General features: G+C 65.8%; 12 protein-coding genes and 1 rRNA gene. 9 read left to right on the top strand and 4 right to left on the bottom strand.

Annotated elements, in window-relative coordinates:
* A 5S ribosomal RNA gene (gene rrf, locus AC1DS6_RS12955) occupies positions 1-92 on the top strand; the annotation flags it as partial.
* Between the two features lie 257 nt (positions 93-349).
* Positions 350-1,300 (top strand): DUF3047 domain-containing protein, encoded by a 951-nt coding sequence (locus AC1DS6_RS12960; RefSeq protein ID WP_441625685.1) that lies wholly within the window; start codon positions 350-352, stop codon positions 1,298-1,300.
* A 63-nt stretch (positions 1,301-1,363) separates the two neighbouring features.
* Here the strand turns inward: AC1DS6_RS12960 and AC1DS6_RS12965 are convergent, their stop codons facing one another.
* Positions 1,364-2,557 carry a M20 aminoacylase family protein gene (locus tag AC1DS6_RS12965; RefSeq protein ID WP_441625683.1) on the bottom strand — a complete coding sequence of 398 codons (1,194 nt, stop codon included), beginning with the start codon at positions 2,555-2,557 and terminating at the stop codon, positions 1,364-1,366.
* A 312-nt stretch (positions 2,558-2,869) separates the two neighbouring features.
* Between AC1DS6_RS12965 and AC1DS6_RS12970 the strand changes: the two genes are divergently transcribed.
* The 5 genes from AC1DS6_RS12970 to AC1DS6_RS12990 all read left to right on the top strand — a co-directional run bounded on the left by AC1DS6_RS12970 (position 2,870) and on the right by AC1DS6_RS12990 (position 8,665).
* A complete protein-coding gene (locus tag AC1DS6_RS12970; RefSeq protein WP_441625681.1) occupies positions 2,870-4,456 on the top strand; it encodes an ABC transporter substrate-binding protein in 1,587 nt (528 codons plus the stop codon).
* 219 nt (positions 4,457-4,675) lie between these two features.
* Positions 4,676-5,653 carry an ABC transporter permease gene (locus AC1DS6_RS12975; protein WP_045237205.1) on the top strand — a complete coding sequence of 326 codons (978 nt, stop codon included), beginning with the start codon at positions 4,676-4,678 and terminating at the stop codon, positions 5,651-5,653.
* Between the two features lie 4 nt (positions 5,654-5,657).
* A complete protein-coding gene (locus tag AC1DS6_RS12980; protein ID WP_441625679.1) occupies positions 5,658-6,584 on the top strand; it encodes an ABC transporter permease in 927 nt (308 codons plus the stop codon).
* Positions 6,585-6,605: 21 nt separating this feature from the next.
* Positions 6,606-7,604 (top strand): ABC transporter ATP-binding protein, encoded by a 999-nt coding sequence (locus AC1DS6_RS12985; protein ID WP_035875651.1) that lies wholly within the window; start codon positions 6,606-6,608, stop codon positions 7,602-7,604.
* Positions 7,601-8,665, top strand: a complete 1,065-nt coding sequence (locus tag AC1DS6_RS12990) for an ABC transporter ATP-binding protein (protein ID WP_035875649.1) — start codon at positions 7,601-7,603, stop codon at positions 8,663-8,665. The genes AC1DS6_RS12985 and AC1DS6_RS12990 overlap by 4 nt, the downstream gene beginning before the upstream one ends.
* A 144-nt stretch (positions 8,666-8,809) precedes the next feature.
* Here the strand turns inward: AC1DS6_RS12990 and AC1DS6_RS12995 are convergent, their stop codons facing one another.
* Positions 8,810-9,982, bottom strand: a complete 1,173-nt coding sequence (locus AC1DS6_RS12995) for an ABC transporter substrate-binding protein (RefSeq protein WP_441625675.1) — start codon at positions 9,980-9,982, stop codon at positions 8,810-8,812.
* 279 nt (positions 9,983-10,261) lie between these two features.
* Here AC1DS6_RS12995 and AC1DS6_RS13000 point away from each other — a divergent pair, with 279 nt between their 5' ends.
* Both AC1DS6_RS13000 and AC1DS6_RS13005 read left to right on the top strand, forming a co-directional pair.
* Positions 10,262-12,394, top strand: a complete 2,133-nt coding sequence (locus tag AC1DS6_RS13000) for a molybdopterin-containing oxidoreductase family protein (RefSeq protein ID WP_441625673.1) — start codon at positions 10,262-10,264, stop codon at positions 12,392-12,394.
* Positions 12,391-13,599, top strand: a complete 1,209-nt coding sequence (locus AC1DS6_RS13005; protein WP_441625671.1) for an aminopeptidase — start codon at positions 12,391-12,393, stop codon at positions 13,597-13,599. Before AC1DS6_RS13000 ends, AC1DS6_RS13005 begins: the two co-directional genes overlap by 4 nt.
* Before the next feature lie 42 nt (positions 13,600-13,641).
* Here the strand turns inward: AC1DS6_RS13005 and AC1DS6_RS13010 are convergent, their stop codons facing one another.
* Both AC1DS6_RS13010 and AC1DS6_RS13015 read right to left on the bottom strand, forming a co-directional pair.
* Entirely contained in the window at positions 13,642-14,916 is a 1,275-nt protein-coding gene (locus AC1DS6_RS13010; protein WP_441625690.1) for a branched-chain amino acid ABC transporter substrate-binding protein, read from the bottom strand.
* A gap of 92 nt (positions 14,917-15,008) precedes the next feature.
* Positions 15,009-18,320, bottom strand: a complete 3,312-nt coding sequence (locus AC1DS6_RS13015; protein WP_477102586.1) for a carboxyl transferase domain-containing protein — start codon at positions 18,318-18,320, stop codon at positions 15,009-15,011.
* Positions 18,321-18,322 lie beyond the last annotated feature (2 nt).

An 18,322-nucleotide genomic window follows, 5' to 3' on the forward strand; every position in this document is an offset into this window, starting at 1 on the left:
GAACCACCCCTTCCCATCCCGAACAGGACCGTGAAACGACTCCACGCCGATGATAGTGCGGATACCCGTGTGAAAGTAGGTAATCGCCAGGCTCTCCCTTGAAACCCCCCAGTACGAAAGTACTGGGGGGTTTTGCTTTTGCGGCGGCGTCAACGTTGTCGCAGAAGTCCCCCAATCAGGGTACTGGAGCCTTCCTTCCCCCATATCGTTCTGTTACCGTAGCCCCAAGCGAGGGCACAGTCCCCCGTGACGCAGTTCGATGCATCGACGCAGTTCGAAAGATTTCAAAGATCCGATGCCGGCGAGCGCGATAGCGCACCGCCGGCAGTGGCATCCAGGCGGGGGATCAATGGCGGCCAGATTTTGCCTGTCGGCACTGACCGGCGTGGTAGGTGCGCTTACTTTGGCGGGTTGCGGCACACTGGAAACGGCGTCCACCGAGCGTGCGCCGGTCGTGCAATCGGGCCCTGGGGCCATGGCTGCCGCCTCGGCGATCGATTGCGGCAGCTTTGCCACGCATATCGATCAACTCAGGCATGCCGTGCCGACGGACACGCTGGTTCCACCCGGGCCGCCGGCTCGGGACCTCGCTTCGTCGAGCGAGGAACACGCCGAAGTCGACCATGGCAGCGAGGTGGAAGAACACCCTACACTAAAGGGGCTGCCGTTGTTTTCGGCGGCTCCCTATGGGCTTAGCAAGCCAGCAGGCTGGCAGCCCTGGACCGTCAACCGAAACAAGCTTCCCACCCGTTATACCTTGACCGAAGTCGACCGACGCATGGTGTTACATGCAGAAGCCGACAGTTCGGCCTCGGGCCTGTATGTGCCGTTGGTGGGGCGCGAGCCGGGCATGCTGAACTGGACGTGGAAGACGCGCGACGTAATCCGCAGTGCCGACAATAGCCAGGCCCCGCGCGAGGACTCGCCGCTGCGCATCTTCGTCGCGTTCGATGGCGACAAGGGCAGTCTCTCGCTCAAGGATCAACTGATGTACGAGATGGCGCGGCTGACGACAGGGCGTGAGATGCCCTATGCCACGCTCATGTACATTTGGGGAGGGCGCAAGCCGGAAGGCTCCGTGCTGTCGAACCCGCACACCGAGCGCGTGCGCATGATCGTGGTGGATTCCGGTACCCGCCACACCAACGAATGGCGTTGCCATCGGCGCGACTTGCGCGCCGACTACCGCAAGGCCTTCGGGACCGATCCGGGGAAGGTAGTGGCGATCGGGCTCATGACCGATACCGACAATACCAAGAGCCGCGCTGAAAGCTGGTACGGCGACATCGCGCTGGACTGATACCCTTTCAACGTCATGACTCCGCGCCGGCGTTGCAGGCCGGCGCGGCGCTGATCTGCGTACTCAGGCAGGAGCCAGCCACTTTTCCACCAGCTTTACGAAGAAGGTCGAGCCAACAGGCAGGATCTCGTCGTTGAAGTCATAGCTCGGGTTGTGCAGCATGCACGGGCCAAGGCCATGGCCGGCTTCGCGGTGCACGCCTTCACCATTGCCGATGAACAGGTAGCACCCCGGTTTTTCAAGCAGCATGAAGGAGAAATCCTCGGCGCCCATGGTCGGCTCGATCTTGTCGTCGACGTTGTCCGCACCCACCAGTTCCCTTGCCACTTCCGCGGCAAACACCGTTTCCGCCTCGCTGTTGACGGTGGGTGGGTAGTTGCGATGAAACTCGAAATCCACGGTGCAATCGAACGCGCTTGCCACAGCCCGCGCGACTTCTTCCATGCGGCGCTCGATCAGATCAAGCACAGGCAGGGTGAAGGTGCGCACCGTGCCGCCGATCCAGGCCTCATCCGGCACGATATTGGTGGCGTCGCCGGCATGGAACTGCGTGACCGAAATCACCGCGGCATCGATCGGACGCTTGTTGCGCGTGATGATGCCTTGCAGCGCCGAGACAATTTGCGTTCCGGTGAAAACGGGATCGTTGCCATTGTGCGGCAGCGCAGCATGCGCGCCCTTGCCGTGCACGACGATGCGGAATTCGTTGCTCGACGCCATCAGTGGCCCGGCCGTGGTGCCGAAGCTGCCGGCAGGCATGCCGGGCCAGTTGTGCATGCCGAACACGGCATCGCAGGGAAAGCGCTCGAACAGGCCGTCCTTGATCATTTCGCGGGCGCCGCCGCCGCCTTCCTCGGCCGGCTGGAAAATCAGGTTGATGGTGCCGTCGAAGTTCCGGTGCTCGGCCAGATAGCGCGCTGCCCCCAGCAGCATCGCCGTATGGCCGTCGTGGCCGCAGGCGTGCATGCGTCCATCGTGCTGCGAGCGGTGGCCGAAGGTGTTGGCCTCCTGCAGCGGTAGCGCATCCATATCGGCGCGCAGGCCGATGCTGCGGCCGCTATTGCCATTGCGGATCACACCAACCAGGCCGGTGGTGCCAAGGCCGCGATGAACTTCGATGCCCCAGGCGGCGAGGTTCTGCGCCACCACGTCCGAAGTCCGTTCCTCCTTGAAGCAAAGCTCCGGGTGGGCGTGGATGTCGCGTCGGATGGTGCGGATCTCGGCTTGCGCCTGAAGAATTTCGGGGATGAGTGTCATGATGCCAGTTTGGGCGAGGGATATCCGGATCATACGACGCCTTGCGTGAAAGCGCCAAAACAGGCGCCCGGCAGGCCACAAGTGCGCGATTACGCGCGTGCGCGTGATGCACTGCGGGCAAGACAGCGCGGGGGTTTCCCCGCATTGCCCCGCAGGGTCCACTGCTGGAACAGTTCATGCTTGATGTGCCTGCCCGGCAACGTTGCCGCTGATCGCCCATCCAGCCGCACCAAAATGCGGCGCCCGGCGCGATGTGCCAACGCTGCCCTTAGTAGTTGTTTGCTACCATTTTTCCCCTGGGAGAGTTGCGCGATGTCCCTTCGCACATGCAAGAAGGCATTCGGTGCCATGGTGGTAACCGCGGCCATGAGCTTCGGTTTTGCCAGCCAGGCCCACGCGGTCGATTTCAAGCTGGCCATGAGTTCGCCCCCGACCTCGATGGATCCGCATTTCTATAACCTGTTCTCGAACATCAACGTCTCCGAGCACATGTTCGAGTGTCTCGTGAAGATGGACGCGGACAGCAAGATCATTCCCGGCCTGGCCGAGTCCTGGAAGCTGGTCAACAACCTGACCTGGGAATTCAAGATCCGCAAGGGCGTGAAGTTCCACGATGGCTCCGAGCTCACCACCGAGGACATCATCTGGTCGCTCGAGCGCCCGGCCACCATCCTGAACAGCCCCGGCAAGTTCGACGTCTACACCAAGGCGATCATCAACAAGAAGGTGATCGACAAGTACACCATCCAGCTCACCACCAACACACCGTACCCGCTGATGCTGAACGACCTGACGTCGATCTTCATCGTGCAGAAGAAGGCGACGCAGGGCCTGACCTCGGACGACTTCGCGCAGGGCAAGGGCATGATCGGCACCGGCCCCTTCAAGTTCGTCAACTATGCGCGCGACGACCGGGTGGACCTGGTGAAGAACCCTGACTACTGGGGCCCCAAGCCTGCGTGGGACAAGGTGACGCTGCGCTTCATCCCGAATCCGGCCACGCGCATGGCGGCGCTGCTGTCCGGCGACGTGCAGGCCATCGAGAACGTGCCGACGCCAGACCTGCCGCAGGTGCGCAAGGATCCCAAGCTGACGTTCTTCTCGAAGATCTCGCACCGCGTGATCTACCTGTACACCGATGACAAGAAAGACAAGTCGCCCTTTGTCACCACCAAGGAAGGTGCGCCGATGGACAAGAACCCGCTGAAGGATGCGCGCGTGCGCAATGCCATCAGCATGGCCATCAACCGGCAGGGCATCAAGGACCGCTTGATGGAAGGCCTGTCCGAACCGACCAACAACCTGGTGCCGCCCACGCTGTTCGGCTACAACCCCAACCTGAAGACGGTCAAGTACGACCCGGAAGGCGCCAAGAAGCTGCTGGCGGAGGCGGGCTATCCGAACGGCTTCGGTATTACCCTGCACACGCCTAACAATCGCTACGTCAACGACGAGAAGATTGCCCAGACCATTGCGCAGAACCTGACCCGCATCGGCATTACGACAAAGGTGGAGGGCATGCCGATGGCAACCTACTCGTCCAAGGGCATCAAGCACGAGTTCTCGTTCGGCTTGCTGGGCTGGGGCGCGCAAACCGGCGAAGTCAGCTCGCCGCTGCGCGCGCTGCTGGCTTGCGAGGATCCGAAGAAGGGCTTTGGCACGACCAACTGGGGTGAGTACTGCAATCCGAAGATGGACGTGGTACTGGAAAAGGCGCTGGCCACCGTGGATGACGGCGAGCGTTCCAAGCTGTTGCAGGAAGCTACCGCGATTGCCATCAACGATGGCGGTATCATCCCGATCCATCAGCAGGTGACGACCTGGGCTACCCAGAAGGGCATCACGTACGTGCCTCGTACCGACGAACGGACGTACGCGCACAATTTCAAGCCGCAGTGAAGTGACAAGTGAAACGCCGGGGGCGCGGCCATGACATCGTGCCCCCGGACAAGAATGCATCCGCAGGTATAAGCGGGAAGCATCCGCGGTCTGTGCGGCCGCTTCCCTACGATTCATCCCCGGACGGTAGCCGGGCCTAGCCACGAGCCGACTGCCGGTGCAGCCAGGCGGCGCCCACAGGCGCCGTGGCCTGTCATCGGCGAAGGAAAGCTTCCGAACATGCTGGTTTTTATCATTCGACGCTTGATGCAGAGCGTAGTTGTGCTCTTCGTCATGTCCTTGCTGGTCTTCCTGGGCGTCTTTGCCATCGGCAACCCGGTCGATATCCTGATCAATCCTCAGGCCGACCAGGAGGACATCAAGCGCACCATTGCCGCGCTTGGCCTGGACAAGCCACTCTGGGAACAGTACTGGATCTTCCTGCGCAATGCGTTGCACGGCGATCTGGGCACTTCTTTCGCGCACGGCACGCCGGCGCTCAAGCTGATCTTCGAGCGCATGCCGGCCACCATGGAGCTGGCCGTGTGCGCCATCCTGCTGGCCGTGCTGCTCGGCATTCCGCTCGGCTTGTGGGCGGGCCTGCGTCCCGGCGGCGTAGCCGGCAAGACCATCATGGGTGTCTCCATCCTCGGCTTTTCGCTGCCGACCTTCTGGGTCGGGCTGATGCTCATCATGGTGTTCGCGGTGCAACTGGGCTGGCTGCCGTCCAATGGGCGCGGCGAGACCGCATCGCTGCTTGGCATCCCCGTCAGCTTCCTCACGATGGACGGTTTGCGCCACCTGCTGCTGCCGGCGGTGACGCTGTCGCTGCTCAATATCGCCATGGTGATCCGGCTCACGCGCGCCGGCACGCAGGAGGCGATGATGCAGGACTACGTCAAGTTCGCGCGGGCCAAGGGCCTGTCCAACTCGCGCATCGTGGGCGTGCATGTGCTCAAGAACATCATGATCCCCATCGTCACGGTGATTGCCCTGCAGTTCGGCTCGATCATCGCCTTTGCCATCGTGACCGAATCGATCTTCGCGTGGCCCGGCATGGGCAAGCTGATCATCGATTCCATCCAGTTGCTCGACCGCCCGGTCATCGTGGCCTACCTGATGGTGATCGTGACGCTGTTCATCCTGATCAACCTGCTGGTGGACATCATCTACAGCGTGCTCGATCCGCGCGTGCGTATCGCCGACAACAAGGGCTGAGCTCATGACAACCGCAATCGAAACCGAATCCGCGGCGGCACCGCTGCCGCTAGCCGAACAGACCCCGCTGCGGCGCTTCGCCAGCCAGTTCTTCTCCAGCAAGATCGCGGTGACCGGCCTGGTCCTGCTGATCGCCATCGTGCTGATCGCGCTGCTCGCGCCATGGCTGTCGCCGCAGAACCCTTATGACCTCGCCACACTGAATGTGCTCGACTCGCGCATGGCCCCTGGCGAGAAGTCCGACGACGGCATGACCTTCCTGCTTGGCTCGGACGAGCAGGGCCGGGATATTCTCTCCGCCGTGATGTACGGCCTGCGCATCAGCATCGGCGTAGGCGTTGTCAGTACGGTGATCGCGCTGCTGCTGGGCGCCACGCTGGGCCTGATCGCCGGCTTCCTCGGCGGCCGGGTCGAGGCCATCATCATGCGCGTGGCCGACCTGCAGCTGTCGTTCCCGCCCATCCTGCTGGCGCTGATCCTGCTGGCTTTCCTGCGTCCGGGCATCGGCAATATCGTGATCGCGCTGGTGGCTGTGCAGTGGGCTTATTACGCGCGCACCACGCGCAGCGCGGCGCTGGTCGAGCGGCGCAAGGAATATATCGAAGCCGCCACCTGCCTCGGGCTGTCGCCAGCGCGGATCATGTTCCGCCACCTGCTGCCCAATTGCCTGCCGCCGCTGATCGTGATCGCTGCGCTGCAGGTGGCATCGGCGATCACGCTGGAAGCCACGTTGTCCTTCCTCGGCCTGGGCGTGCCCATTACCGAGCCGTCGCTGGGCTCGCTGATCGCCAACGGCCAGCAATACATGTTGTCCGGCAAGTACTGGATCAGCTTCTTCCCGGGTATTGCGCTGGTGGTCACCATCGTGGCCATGAACCTGGTCGCCGACCAGCTGCGTGACGTACTCAATCCGCGCCTGCAAACGCAGTAACGCAGCACGACAGGAGCGAACATGAGCAAACCGACCCTAGTGGTAGAAGGTCTCAAGACCCAGTTCTTTACGCGTGGCGGTGTCGCGCGCGCCGTCGACGACGTTTCGTTCTCGGTCGGCCGCGGCGAGATCATGGGCCTGGTGGGCGAGTCCGGCTCGGGCAAGTCGATGACCGGTTACTCGATCATGGGCCTGATCGATCCGCCCGGCAAAGTGGTGGACGGCCGTATCGAGCTGACCAGCCGGGATGGCGTCACGCGCGACCTGCGCAACCTCACGCCGGCGCAGATGCGCGACGTGCGCGGCAACCGCATCGCGATGATCTTCCAGGATCCGATGATGACGCTGAACCCGGTCCTGCGCATCGATACGCAGATGATCGAAGCGGTGCTGGCGCATGAGAAGGTCGACAAGGCGGTGGCGCGCGAGCGTGCCCGCAACGCGTTGGCCCGCGTCGGCATTCCCTCGCCGGACGAGCGCTTGCGCGCCTATCCTCACCAGTTCTCCGGCGGCATGCGCCAGCGCGTGGCGATTGCCATCGCCCTGTTGAACAAGCCCGACCTGATCATCGCCGACGAGCCCACCACCGCGCTGGACGTAACCATCCAGGGCCAGATTCTCTACGAGATGCAGAAGCTGTGCCGCGAATCCGGCACCGCGCTGATCTGGATCACCCACGACCTGTCCGTGGTGGCCGGCCTGGCCGACTCCGTTTGCGTAATGTATGCCGGCAAGATTGTCGAAGCCGGCGACGTGCGCCAGGTGCTCGAGCGGCCCCAGCATCCCTATACCCATGGCCTGATCAGCTCCGCGCCTTCGCGCAATCCGCGCGGCGCGCCGCTGCGCCAGATTCCTGGCATGACGCCGTCGCTGCTGAACCTGCCGGCTGGCTGTGCTTTTCGCGAACGTTGTGCCTATGCTACCGATGTGTGCAAGACGACACCACCGCTGGATACTGCTGCGGACGGACGTCGCCTGCGCTGCTTTCATCCGGTCCTTGCAGAGCAGGAGGCCGCATGAGCGCCACCGTTGTTGATCCCGCACTCGCTGCCATGACGTCCGAACCCGTTGCAGAACCCACGCCCAGCGCACCGATTCTCGAGCTGAAAGGCGTATCCAAGCGATTCGTCAAATCGCTCGACACCGCAGCCAAGATCGCCAATGTGTTCGGCGCCGGCGCGCAGGAAGAAGTGGTGCATGCCGTGGACCGCGTCGACCTGGCCATTCGCGCCGGCGAGGTGGTCGGCCTGGTCGGCGAGTCCGGTTGCGGCAAGTCCACGCTGGGCCGCATGGCCGTGGGCCTGCATTCGCTGACGGAAGGTTCGCGGTACTGGAAGGGGGTCGATCTGGACCGCCTGCCGCCCGAGAAGAAACGAGAGAAGCAACTGGCGATCCAGATGATCTTCCAGGATCCCTATGCCTCGCTGAATCCGCGCCTGCGCGTGATGGACATCGTCGGCGAGGCGCCGGTGGTGCACGGCATGGTGCCGCGCGGCGAGCAGAAACGTTATGTGGAGGACATGCTGGTGCGGGTGGGCATGGACCCCACCGTGCTGCGCCGCTTTCCTCACCAGTTCTCGGGCGGGCAGCGTGCGCGGATCGGCATCGCGCGGGCGCTGGCGGTCAAGCCGGAATTCCTGGTGTGCGATGAGTCGGTGGCTGCACTCGATGTGTCGATCCAGGCCCAGGTGCTGAATCTCTTCATGCGCTTGCGGCAGGAGCTGAACCTGACCTATCTCTTCATCAGCCACGATCTCGGCGTGGTGAAGCACATCAGCGATCGCGTGGTGATCATGTACCTGGGGCGGGTGGTGGAGTCGGCGCCGGCGGAGGATGTGTTTGCCAGTCCGAATCATCCTTATACGCAGGCGCTGCTGGCGGAGGCTCCCAAGCTGGAGGTTGGCAAGAAGACGTTTGTGGCGATCAAGGGGGAGATTCCGTCACCGTTGCATCCGCCGCCTGGGTGTCATTTCCATCCGCGTTGCCCGCATGCGATGCCGCGTTGCCGGGAGGAGCAGCCGTTGCTCAAGGAGATTGCGCCGATGCGCTTTTCGGCTTGCCATTTGAATGATATGGCGTAGGGAGGATCGGGCTTGACTGCCTGACGTCAACGTCAGTTTCACCTCCCCTCCGGGGAGGTGGTGGCCTGCTTTTCCGTCTTGGTTTCTGTCCTGGCAAAAAGGTGGGCAAAAGAGCGCCCACATTTGGCGTGGGACGCCTTTACGTCAGCGAATCACCTGCCCCCTTGAGTTGATGATGGTCATCTCGACAAATTTCGAGCCGATGTGGCTGTCGGGGCTGAAGTTGATGATGTAGCCGCCCAGGTCGAGGCTCTTCATGCCTTCCAGTGCTGTGATCAGCTTTTCGCGGGTCAGGTCTTTGCCGGCCCGGCGCAGGCCTTCGGCGAAGGCCTTGGCGGCAATAAAGCCTTCGATGCTGGCGTAGTCGAACTCGTTGGGCTTGCCGGCCGCCTGCAGCAGGCGCAGGTATTCGCGCACCACCGGCAGCGTGGCATTGCCGGGATGGGGCATGACCTGCGAAATGATCACGCCACTGCCCTTGGGGCCGACTTCCTTGGCCAGCGCCTGGGTGCCGACAAACGAGACGTTATAGAACTGGCCATTGAAGCCGCGGCGCAGGGCTTCCTTGACGAAGGCGCCCGTGGTCCGGTATGCGTTGATCATCACCACCGCGTCGGGCTTGGATTTCATCGAGCCTTGCATGGCGTCGCCGATTTCCACGGTATTGCGCACCACGCCCTCGCGCGCGACGATCTGCACGCCGCTGTCGGGCGCCGCCTTGAGCGCGCGTTCGAGTGCTCCCAGGCCTGCCTTGCCGTAGGCATCCTCGTTGTACACCACCGCCACCCGCTTGAGGCCGGTCACGCGGATCTGGCGCAGGATGGCCGCGGCCTCTTCGTTGAAGCCCGCACGCACGTGGAAGGCGTAGCGGTTGAATGGTTCGCGCAGCGACTGGGCGCCGCTGTAGGGGGCGAAGAACGGCACCCGGGCCTGGGTTGCCAGTGGCAGCGAGGCCTCGCCGGTCTCGGTGCCCACGTAGCCGAACAGCGCGAAGACATGGTCGTCGTCGATCAGCGCGCGCGTGTTCTTGGCGGCGGATTCCGGCTCGTTGAAGTCGTCGAGGACCTTGAGTTCGATCTTGCGGCCGTAGATCCCGCCCTGCTGGTTGACGTAGTCGAAGTAAAGCCGCGCGCCGGCATTCAGCTGCTTGCCGAGCATGGCGGTCGGCCCGGTGAGCGCGGCCGACTGGCCCAGCAGGACGGTGTCGGCGCTGACGCCGCTTTCGGCGTTGGCACTGGCAATGAATGACGAGCCGATGGCGCACGCCACCAGCAGGCCGGCAATGCGCCAGCCCCTGACCCCAGAATGCACTTGCATGGTTTCCCCGTGAAAGACGGTGTTTTCTTTACCCGTGAATGCCTTGCCGGTCTGTGCCGGCGCTGCCCTGTCGCCATCTGCTGGCGCAGCGTCGGGCTATCATAATCGAATACAATCGGAGCCTAACAATTTCCCCAGCGGCGCCCGTCGGGACGACGCCGGCGTACAACACGCGAGGCCGCCAGGATGCCCGGCATGCCCGCCTCGCGTGCCTGGCCGTCCAGCCGCCCCCCGATCCCGGCCATGCCGCCCGTCCCCAATCGTTTGCCAGGAGATTCCATGGCCTCCCGCATCGTCCGTGCCGCCTGTCCGCACGATTGTCCCGATACCTGTGCCTTGCTGGTCACCGTCGAGGACGGCCGCGCCACCAAGGTGGCGGGTGATCCGGACCACCCTGGCACCCAGGGCGTGCTTTGCACCAAGGTGTCGCGCTATACGGACCGCACCTACCATCCCGACCGCCTGCTGACACCGATGAAGCGGGTCGGCCCCAAGGGCGAAGGCAAGTTCGTGCCGATTTCCTGGGACGAGGCGCTGGACACCGTGGCTACCCGCCTGTCGGCCATCGCCGGGCGGGATCCGCAGGCGATCGTGCCGTATAGCTATGCCGGCACCATGGGCCTGGTGCAGGGCGAGAGCATGGCGGCGCGTTTCTTCCACAAGCTGGGCGCCTCGCTGCTCGACCGCACCATCTGTGCCAGTGCCGGTGCAACCGCGCTGCGCTATACCTACGGCGCGAGTATCGGCATGGACATCGAGCATGTTCCCGACGCCAGGCTCATCATCATCTGGGGCGGCAACCCGATTGCCTCCAACCTGCACTTCTGGACACGCGTGCAGGAAGCCAAGCGGCGCGGCGCCACGCTGGTGGCGATTGACCCGTACCGGTCGCTGACCGCCGAAAAATGCCATCGCCATATCGCCCTCATGCCCGGCACGGACGGCGCGCTGGCGCTGGCGATCATGCATGTGCTGATGCGCGACGATCTGCTCGATCACGAGTACATCGACAGCCACACGGTGGGGTTCGAGGCACTGCGCGAGCGTGTGCGGGCCTATACGCCGGCGCATGCGGCCAAGCTGTGCGGCATCGACCCCGAGGACATCGAGTGGCTGGCCGGCCTCTACGGGCAACTGGCGGTGCGCGAGCGCCAGCCGGTGGTGATCCGGCTGAACTATGGCATGCAGCGCTCCCACGGCGGCGGCCAGGCGGTGCGCGCTGTCGCCTGCCTGCCGTCGCTGGTGGGGGCGTGGCGCCATGCGGCCGGCGGCCTGCAACTGTCCACTTCGGGCTTCTTCCCGGTGGACAACGCGGCACTGCAACGGCCGGACCTGCTGCCGGACCTGCCGGCGTTGCCGCGCACGGTCAATATGAGCACCATCGGCGATGCGCTGCTGGACGCCGGCGGCGAGAGCGGACCCAGGATCGAGGCGCTGGTGGTCTACAACAGCAACCCGGTGGCGGTGGCGCCGCAGTCGACCAAAGTGGCGGAAGGCTTCGCGCGGGAAGACCTGTTCACCGTGGTGCTGGAGCAGTTCCGCACCGATACCGCGGACTATGCCGATATCCTGCTGCCGGCCACCACCCAGCTCGAGCATGTGGACGTGCACAAAGCCTACGGGCATACGTACTTCCTCGCCAACAACCAGGCCATCGCTCCGTTGGGCGAGGCGCTCCCCAATACCGAGATCTTCCGCCGGCTGGCGCAGCGCATGGGCTTTGACGAGCCGTGCTTTGCCGACAGCGACGAAGACATTGCCGCCCAGGCCATCGTGGCGACCGACCCGCGCGCCGCCGGCATCAGCTGGGAATCCCTCAAGGCGCAGGGCTGGCAGAAGCTCAACCTGCCGGCGGCGCCGCTGGCCGAAGGCGGCTTCTTCACGGCATCGGGCAAGTGCGAGTTTTACTCGGAGGCCATGCGCCGCGACGGCCTCGATCCCTTGCCCGGCTATGTGCCGCCCTACGAGACGCCCGCCTCCGCGCCGGAACTGGCGGCGCGCTATCCGCTGGCGATGATCTCGCCGCCCGCGCGTAACTTCCTCAACAGTACTTTCGTCAATGTCGACAGCCTGCGCGCAACCGAGGGCGAGCCGCACCTGGATATCCATCCCGAGGATGCAGCGCCCCGAGGCATCGTCAACGGCGGCATGGTGCGCGCCTTTAACGACCGGGGCAGCATGATGGCGCGGGCCCGCGTGACAGACCGCGCGCGGCGCGGGCTGGTGGTGGGGCTGTCGATCTGGTGGAAAAAGCTGGCGCCGGACGGCAAGAACGCCAACGAGCTGACCAGCCAGCGGCTGACCGACCTGGGCCGTGCTCCGGTGTTCTACGATTGCCTGGTGCAGGTAGAAGCAGCAGCGCCCGCCAGGATGGCGCAGGCGGAACCGGCGGCGTCCGCACTGGCATCATGATCCGGCGGCCGGCACGCGCGCTACAGGCCCTGGCTACGCTGGGGCTTGCCGCGTTGCTGGCCGGCTGCGACACGATTGGCTATTACGCGCAGTCCATCGGCGGCCACTTCGGCGTGATGGCGGAAGCCCGGCCATTGCCGGATGCCATCGCCGCGGCGCAGGAAGCCAAGGATACGCGGCTGGCACAGCGCTTGGCGCAGGCCGGCAGCATCCGCGATTTCGCCTCGCACGAGCTGAAGCTGCCCGATAACGGCAGCTACCGGCGCTACGCCAACCTGCATCGGCAGTATGCGGTGTGGAGCGTGTTCGCTACCCCCGAGCTGTCGATGGAACTGCACAAGTGGTGCTTCCTGGTGGTGGGCTGCATCAGCTATCGCGGCTACTACGCCCAGTCCGATGCGGACAGCTATGCGGAAGGGCTGCGCAAGCAGGGGCTCGAGCCCTACGTCGCCGGCATTCCGGCCTATTCGACGCTGGGTTACTTTGACGACCCGTTGCTCAACACCTTCGTCTACCAGCCGGAAGGCGAGCTGGCCAGGCTGATCTTCCACGAACTGGCGCACCAGGTGGTCTATGTGCGCAACGACACCACCTTCAACGAGTCCTTTGCCACCGCAGTGGAAACGGCCGGCGTGGAGCGCTGGTTGGCGTTGGCGGCATCTCCCGATGCCCGCGCCAGCTATCTCCAGTACGACATGCGCCGCCAGCAATTCCGCGCCATGCTGCTGGACACGCGGGACCGGCTGGACGCGCTCTATCGCTCGCCCGTGCCCGACGAGGTCAAGCGCGCCGGCAAGGCGGAAATCTTCGCCGGCCTGCGCGCGCGCTATGCGCAGCTCAAGGAGGAGTGGGGCGGCTACACCGGCTACGACCGCTGGTTCGAGCGCCCGCTGACCAATGCGCAACTGGCCGCCGTGGCGACCTACCAGCAATGGGTGCCGGCCTTCACGGCGCTGCTGGCGCAGAGCGGCGGCGACTGGACCGCTTTCTATGCCGCGGCGCGGCGCATTGGAGACCTGCCGCGCGACGAGCGTGACGCCGCCTTGCGCCAGTTGGCGCCGCCGGCCAGCGGTGGCGATGTGCAGACCGCCGGCGAGAGCGGTGCCACGGTTGGCGCTGCGATGGGGGCGGTACGTGCCGGGGGCGCACCTGATACGCCGTCCGCGCCCGCGGCGGCCGGTCCTGTGACCGGCGCCAAGCCCTGATGCCGTGACGTCGCCGATGTCACGAAGACCGGAATCGGCGCACTAGGCGCCCGCCGGGCGCTTCATCCGGCAGGCCGACGGCAGGTTCAGGTCCCGCCCCGCCGTCACGCCGTCGAGGCGGAAGCCGTATTGCGTGCCTTCCACGCCCACCTTGACAGACTTGCCGTCCACCGGTGCAATCGTCGACACAACCTGCGGCAACAGCAACTGGTGATCGCCCTTGCGCATCAGCACATCTCCCACGGGCGACTGGTATTGCATGCCTTCGAGCGCAAATGCAACACTGGTGGGATCGTCGGATTTCGCGCGGCGGATCGCCTCGCTCAGCATTTGCACGGAGATCAGTACGCGCGGGGCGAAGTATTCGCCGGCCGGCGTCTGCTTCACCCGGGCTGCCAGCGCCGCCAGCACCGGATCGTCGCTGTTGGGCAGGTATTCGGCCACCCACGTCAGGTGCGCGTTCTTCGCCTGCGACACGGCCAGCACCGTGCCGGGCGCGCCGCCCCCGCTGTGGTTCAGGTAGTTCAGCTCATAGCCGGCGTCGCCCGCGGCCTTGATCAGCAGGCTCAAGTCCTGGCCCCAGTTTCCCGTGACCACGGTATCGGCGCCGCTTTCCTTGATCCTGCTGACATACGGCGCGAAGTCCTTGACCCTGGCCAGCGGGTGCAGCGCCTCGCCGACGAACTGCACATCGGGCCGAGCGCCGGCGATCATCTGCCGGCCCAGCGCGGCCCAGATGCGGCCCTGGGTGTAATCCTGGTTGAGCAGGTACACCTTGTGCATGCTTTTTTGCTCGCGCGCGAAATTGGCCAGCGCGCGCATCTTCATCGCCGTGTTGGCCTCGGTGGCGAAATGCCAGAAGCTGCAGCGCGCGCCCGTCAGGTCGGGGTCGAGCGAGGCGTAGTTGATGATCAGGATGCGCTGCGCGGGGTTGCGCTCGTTGTTCCGGTTGGCGGCCTCCACCAGCGCGGTCACCACCGGCGAGCCGGAGGCGCCGGTGAATACCACGCGGACGCCGGCATCGATCGCGCTTTGCAGTGCCGTCAGGCTTTCCTGCGGAGAGAGCTTGTTGTCGTAGCTGAGCAACTCGTAGTTGCGCCCCAGCACGCCGCCCTGGGCATTGGCGTCGTCGAGCGCGAACTTCAGGTTGGCCTGGAAGATCTGCCCGACATTGGCCAGCGGCCCGGATAGCTGGTCGATGAAGGCGACCTTGATGGGCGGCGCGCTGGTGGCCTGGGCCTGGGCCGGGGCTTGCGCCTGTGCCTGCAGGGGCAGGCCCGCGGCGAGCGCGAACGCGGCGGCGGCCGCGCAGCGCATGAGCACACCTGCCGCGCGCGTAGCGATCCGGGCGGCGGCGCCCGCTGCGTGCTTCAAGTCGTGGGGCATGGCTTGTCTCTCTCCTGTGGGCATTACCACGTGTCGATGAAGCGGCGCGATTCGGCGCGGCGCGTTTCGTCCAGCGGCGGTACCGAGGCCAGCCCGCGCAGCAGCCAGTGCCGGGTGTCGGCGGGGTCGATGACCGCATCGATCTCCAGGTGACTCGCCATGTTAAGGGCGCGCCCGCGCTGGTAGGCCGCTTCCACCATACGCGCAAACAGCGCTTCGCGTTCGGCCGGGTCGGCCACGGCTTCCAGTTCCTTGCGAAAGCCCAGCCGGATCGATCCCTCGATGCCCATCGCGCCGAATTCGCCGCTGGGCCACGCCGCGGTGAAGAAGGGCGCGGAGAAACTGCCGCCGGCCATGGCCTGCGCCCCCAGGCCATAGCCCTTGCGCAGCACCACGGTAAAGAAGGGCACGCGCAGCGCACCGGCGGTGACGAAGAGCCGCGAGACGTGGCGCACCGTGGCGGTCTTCTCGGCCTCCGGGCCGACCATGAAGCCGGGCGTGTCGCACAGCGAGACGATGGGCAATCCATGCGCATCGCACAACTGCATGAAGCGCGCGGCCTTGTCGGCGGCCGCGGCATCGATGGCGCCGCCCAGGTGGCGGGGGTTGTTGGCGATGCAGCCGAAAGCGCGCCCCTCGATGCGGAGCAGCGCGGTGATGATGCCGTTGCCAAAGGCGGCGCGCAACTCCAGCACGGAATCGTGATCGGCGAGCGCGGCGAGCACGCTGCGCATATCGTAGCTGCGCAGCCGGTTCTCCGGGATCAGGTGGCGCAGCGCGCGGGCGTCGCCCGCCTGCCATTCGGGCAGGTCGCCCTGGAAGTAGGAGAGGTAGCGGCGTGCCGCGTCCACGGCGGCAGTTTCGTCGTCGACCAGGACGTCGATCACGCCGTTGGGCGCTTGCACGCTCACGGGGCCAACTTCCTCGGGCGCGAATACGCCCAGGCCGCCGCCTTCGATCATGGCCGGGCCGCCCATGCCGATGGTGGCGCTGCGGGTGGCGATGATGACGTCGGCGCAGCCCAGCAGCGCGGCATTCCCTGCAAAGCAGCGGCCGGAGACGATGCCCACCAGCGGTACCTGTCCGGATAGCCGCGCGAACTGGATGAAGGACGTGCAGTCCAGTCCGGCCACCAAGGGTATGTCGGTATCGCCGGGCCGGCCGCCGCCGCCCTCGGCGAACAGCACCACCGGCAGGCGCCACTGGCGCGCCAGCGCCAGCATGCGGTCCAGCTTCTTGTGGCCGTAGAAGCCCTGCGTGCCGGCCAGCACTGTGTAGTCGTAGGCCAGCACCATGCAGCGCGCGTCGGCTGTGGGGAAACTTCCGGCATTGACGGTGCCGATGCCGGTGACGATGCCGTCGGCCGGCGTTGCGCGTTCCAGGTCTTCGACGCTGCGGCGCTGGCGCTGGGCGGCAATGGCGAGCGCGCCGTATTCGATGAATGAGTTGGCATCGCACAGTTGCGCGATGTTTTCCCGCGCGGTGCGTCCGCCCTGGCGATGGCGCTTGTCCACCGCCTGCGCGCGCGCCGCGTCCTGCGTGAGTGCCTGGCGCGCCAGGGCGTCGCGCAGGTCGGCGCGGATATGGGCCGGATCCACGGTGGCGCCCGCATCCATCGCATGGTGGCTGCCGTCGTGCGCGGACAGCGCGATCACCGGCGCGCCGGTGCGCAGCACATCGCCGGCCGCGGCCAGCACGCGCAGGACTTCTCCCGCCACCGGCGCTTCCAGTGGATGTTCCATCTTCATGGCTTCGATGATGGCGAGCGATTGCCCGCGCCGCACGATGTCGCCGGGGCACACCTGCACCGCGGCCAGCGCGCCGTCCATGGGCGCGGTGACGAGTTCGGCATCGTCCGGCAGGTCGTCCAGTTGCGCGGAGCCCGACGCCTGGACGTTCGCGGTTGCGCCTGTCGCGTGCAGCGCCGGATGGGCCTGGTCGCCGTCCCGCAACTGTGCGGCCATCGCCGGTAGCGCGGCATCAAGGTATTGGGTGTGGACGTTATTGCGCCGCACATCCTCGCGCAGCAGCAGGTCCTGCAGCAGCCTGCGGTTGGTGTCGATGCCTTCGATACGGAATTCGCACAGGGCGCGATAGGCATGGGACAGCGCGCGCTGGTAGTCGCCGCCAGGTTCATGCACGATCAGCTTGGCCAGCAGCGAGTCGAAGCGCGGGTTGACCGTCATGCCCGCATGACCGGCGCCGTCCACGCGCACGCCGGGGCCGCTGGGCGGCTCGTAGGCGTCGATGCGGCCGCTGGCGGGGCGCAACTGGCCCTGTGCGTCGAGGTGCTCGGCGTTGATGCGCAACTGCACCGCGATGCCGCGCGGCGCGGGCGGCTGCGCCAGTCCAAGCTGGGCCAGCGTCTTCCCGGCGGCGATGGCCAGCTGCGCCTGGACCAGGTCCACGCCCGTCACCACCTCGGTGACGGTGTGCTCCACCTGGAGGCGCGGGTTGGCCTCCATGAACCAGAACCCGCCGTCCGCGCCCACCAGGAATTCAAACGTGCCGATGCCACGATAAGCGCTGGCGCGCGCCAGCGTCACCGCGGCCTGCGCCAGCCGCGCGCGCATGGCATCGTCCAGCGACGGGCTGGGCGCCATCTCCACCAGCTTCTGGTGGCGCCGCTGCAGGCTGCATTCGCGCTCGCCCAGTGCGATCACGCCGCCTGCGGCATCCGCCACCACCTGGATCTCGATATGGCGGGGCGCGTGCACGATGCGCTCGACATATACGGCGCCGTTGCCGAACGCGGCCGTGGCTTCGGACACGCAGCGGGCATAAGCCTCGTCGATGTCCGCCGCGGCGTGCACCGCGCGCATGCCGCGGCCACCGCCGCCGGCCAGCGCCTTGATCATCATGCCGACATCGGCGCCTGGCGCATGCAGCGACGCGAAGAACGCGTGCGCGGCTGCCAGCGTGGTTGGGCCGGTGGAGCCCGGCACCACGGGCACATTGCACTCGCGCGCCAACGCGCGCGCCCGTGCCTTGTCGCCGAACAGGCGCAGCACATCGGGGGCGGGGCCCACGAAGGTGAGGCCGGCATCCAGGCAGGCCTGGGCGAATTCCGCGTTCTCGGACAGCAAGCCGTAGCCGGGGTGGACCAGGTCGCAGCCGCTGCGGGTGGCCGCGGCCACCACTTGCGCGATATCGAGATAGGCGCGCGGACCGGTGCCGGGCAGCGCAACGGCGCCGTCGGCCTTGCGCACGTGGAGGGCGTCGCGGTCGTCTTCGCTGTACAGGGCGACGCTCTCCAGCCCCGCGCCCGCGGCGGCGCGTGCGATGCGGATGGCGATTTCACCGCGATTGGCGATCAGTAGCTTGCGGAACGTCATGA

The organism is Cupriavidus sp. 05L310 (assembly GCF_056398185.1).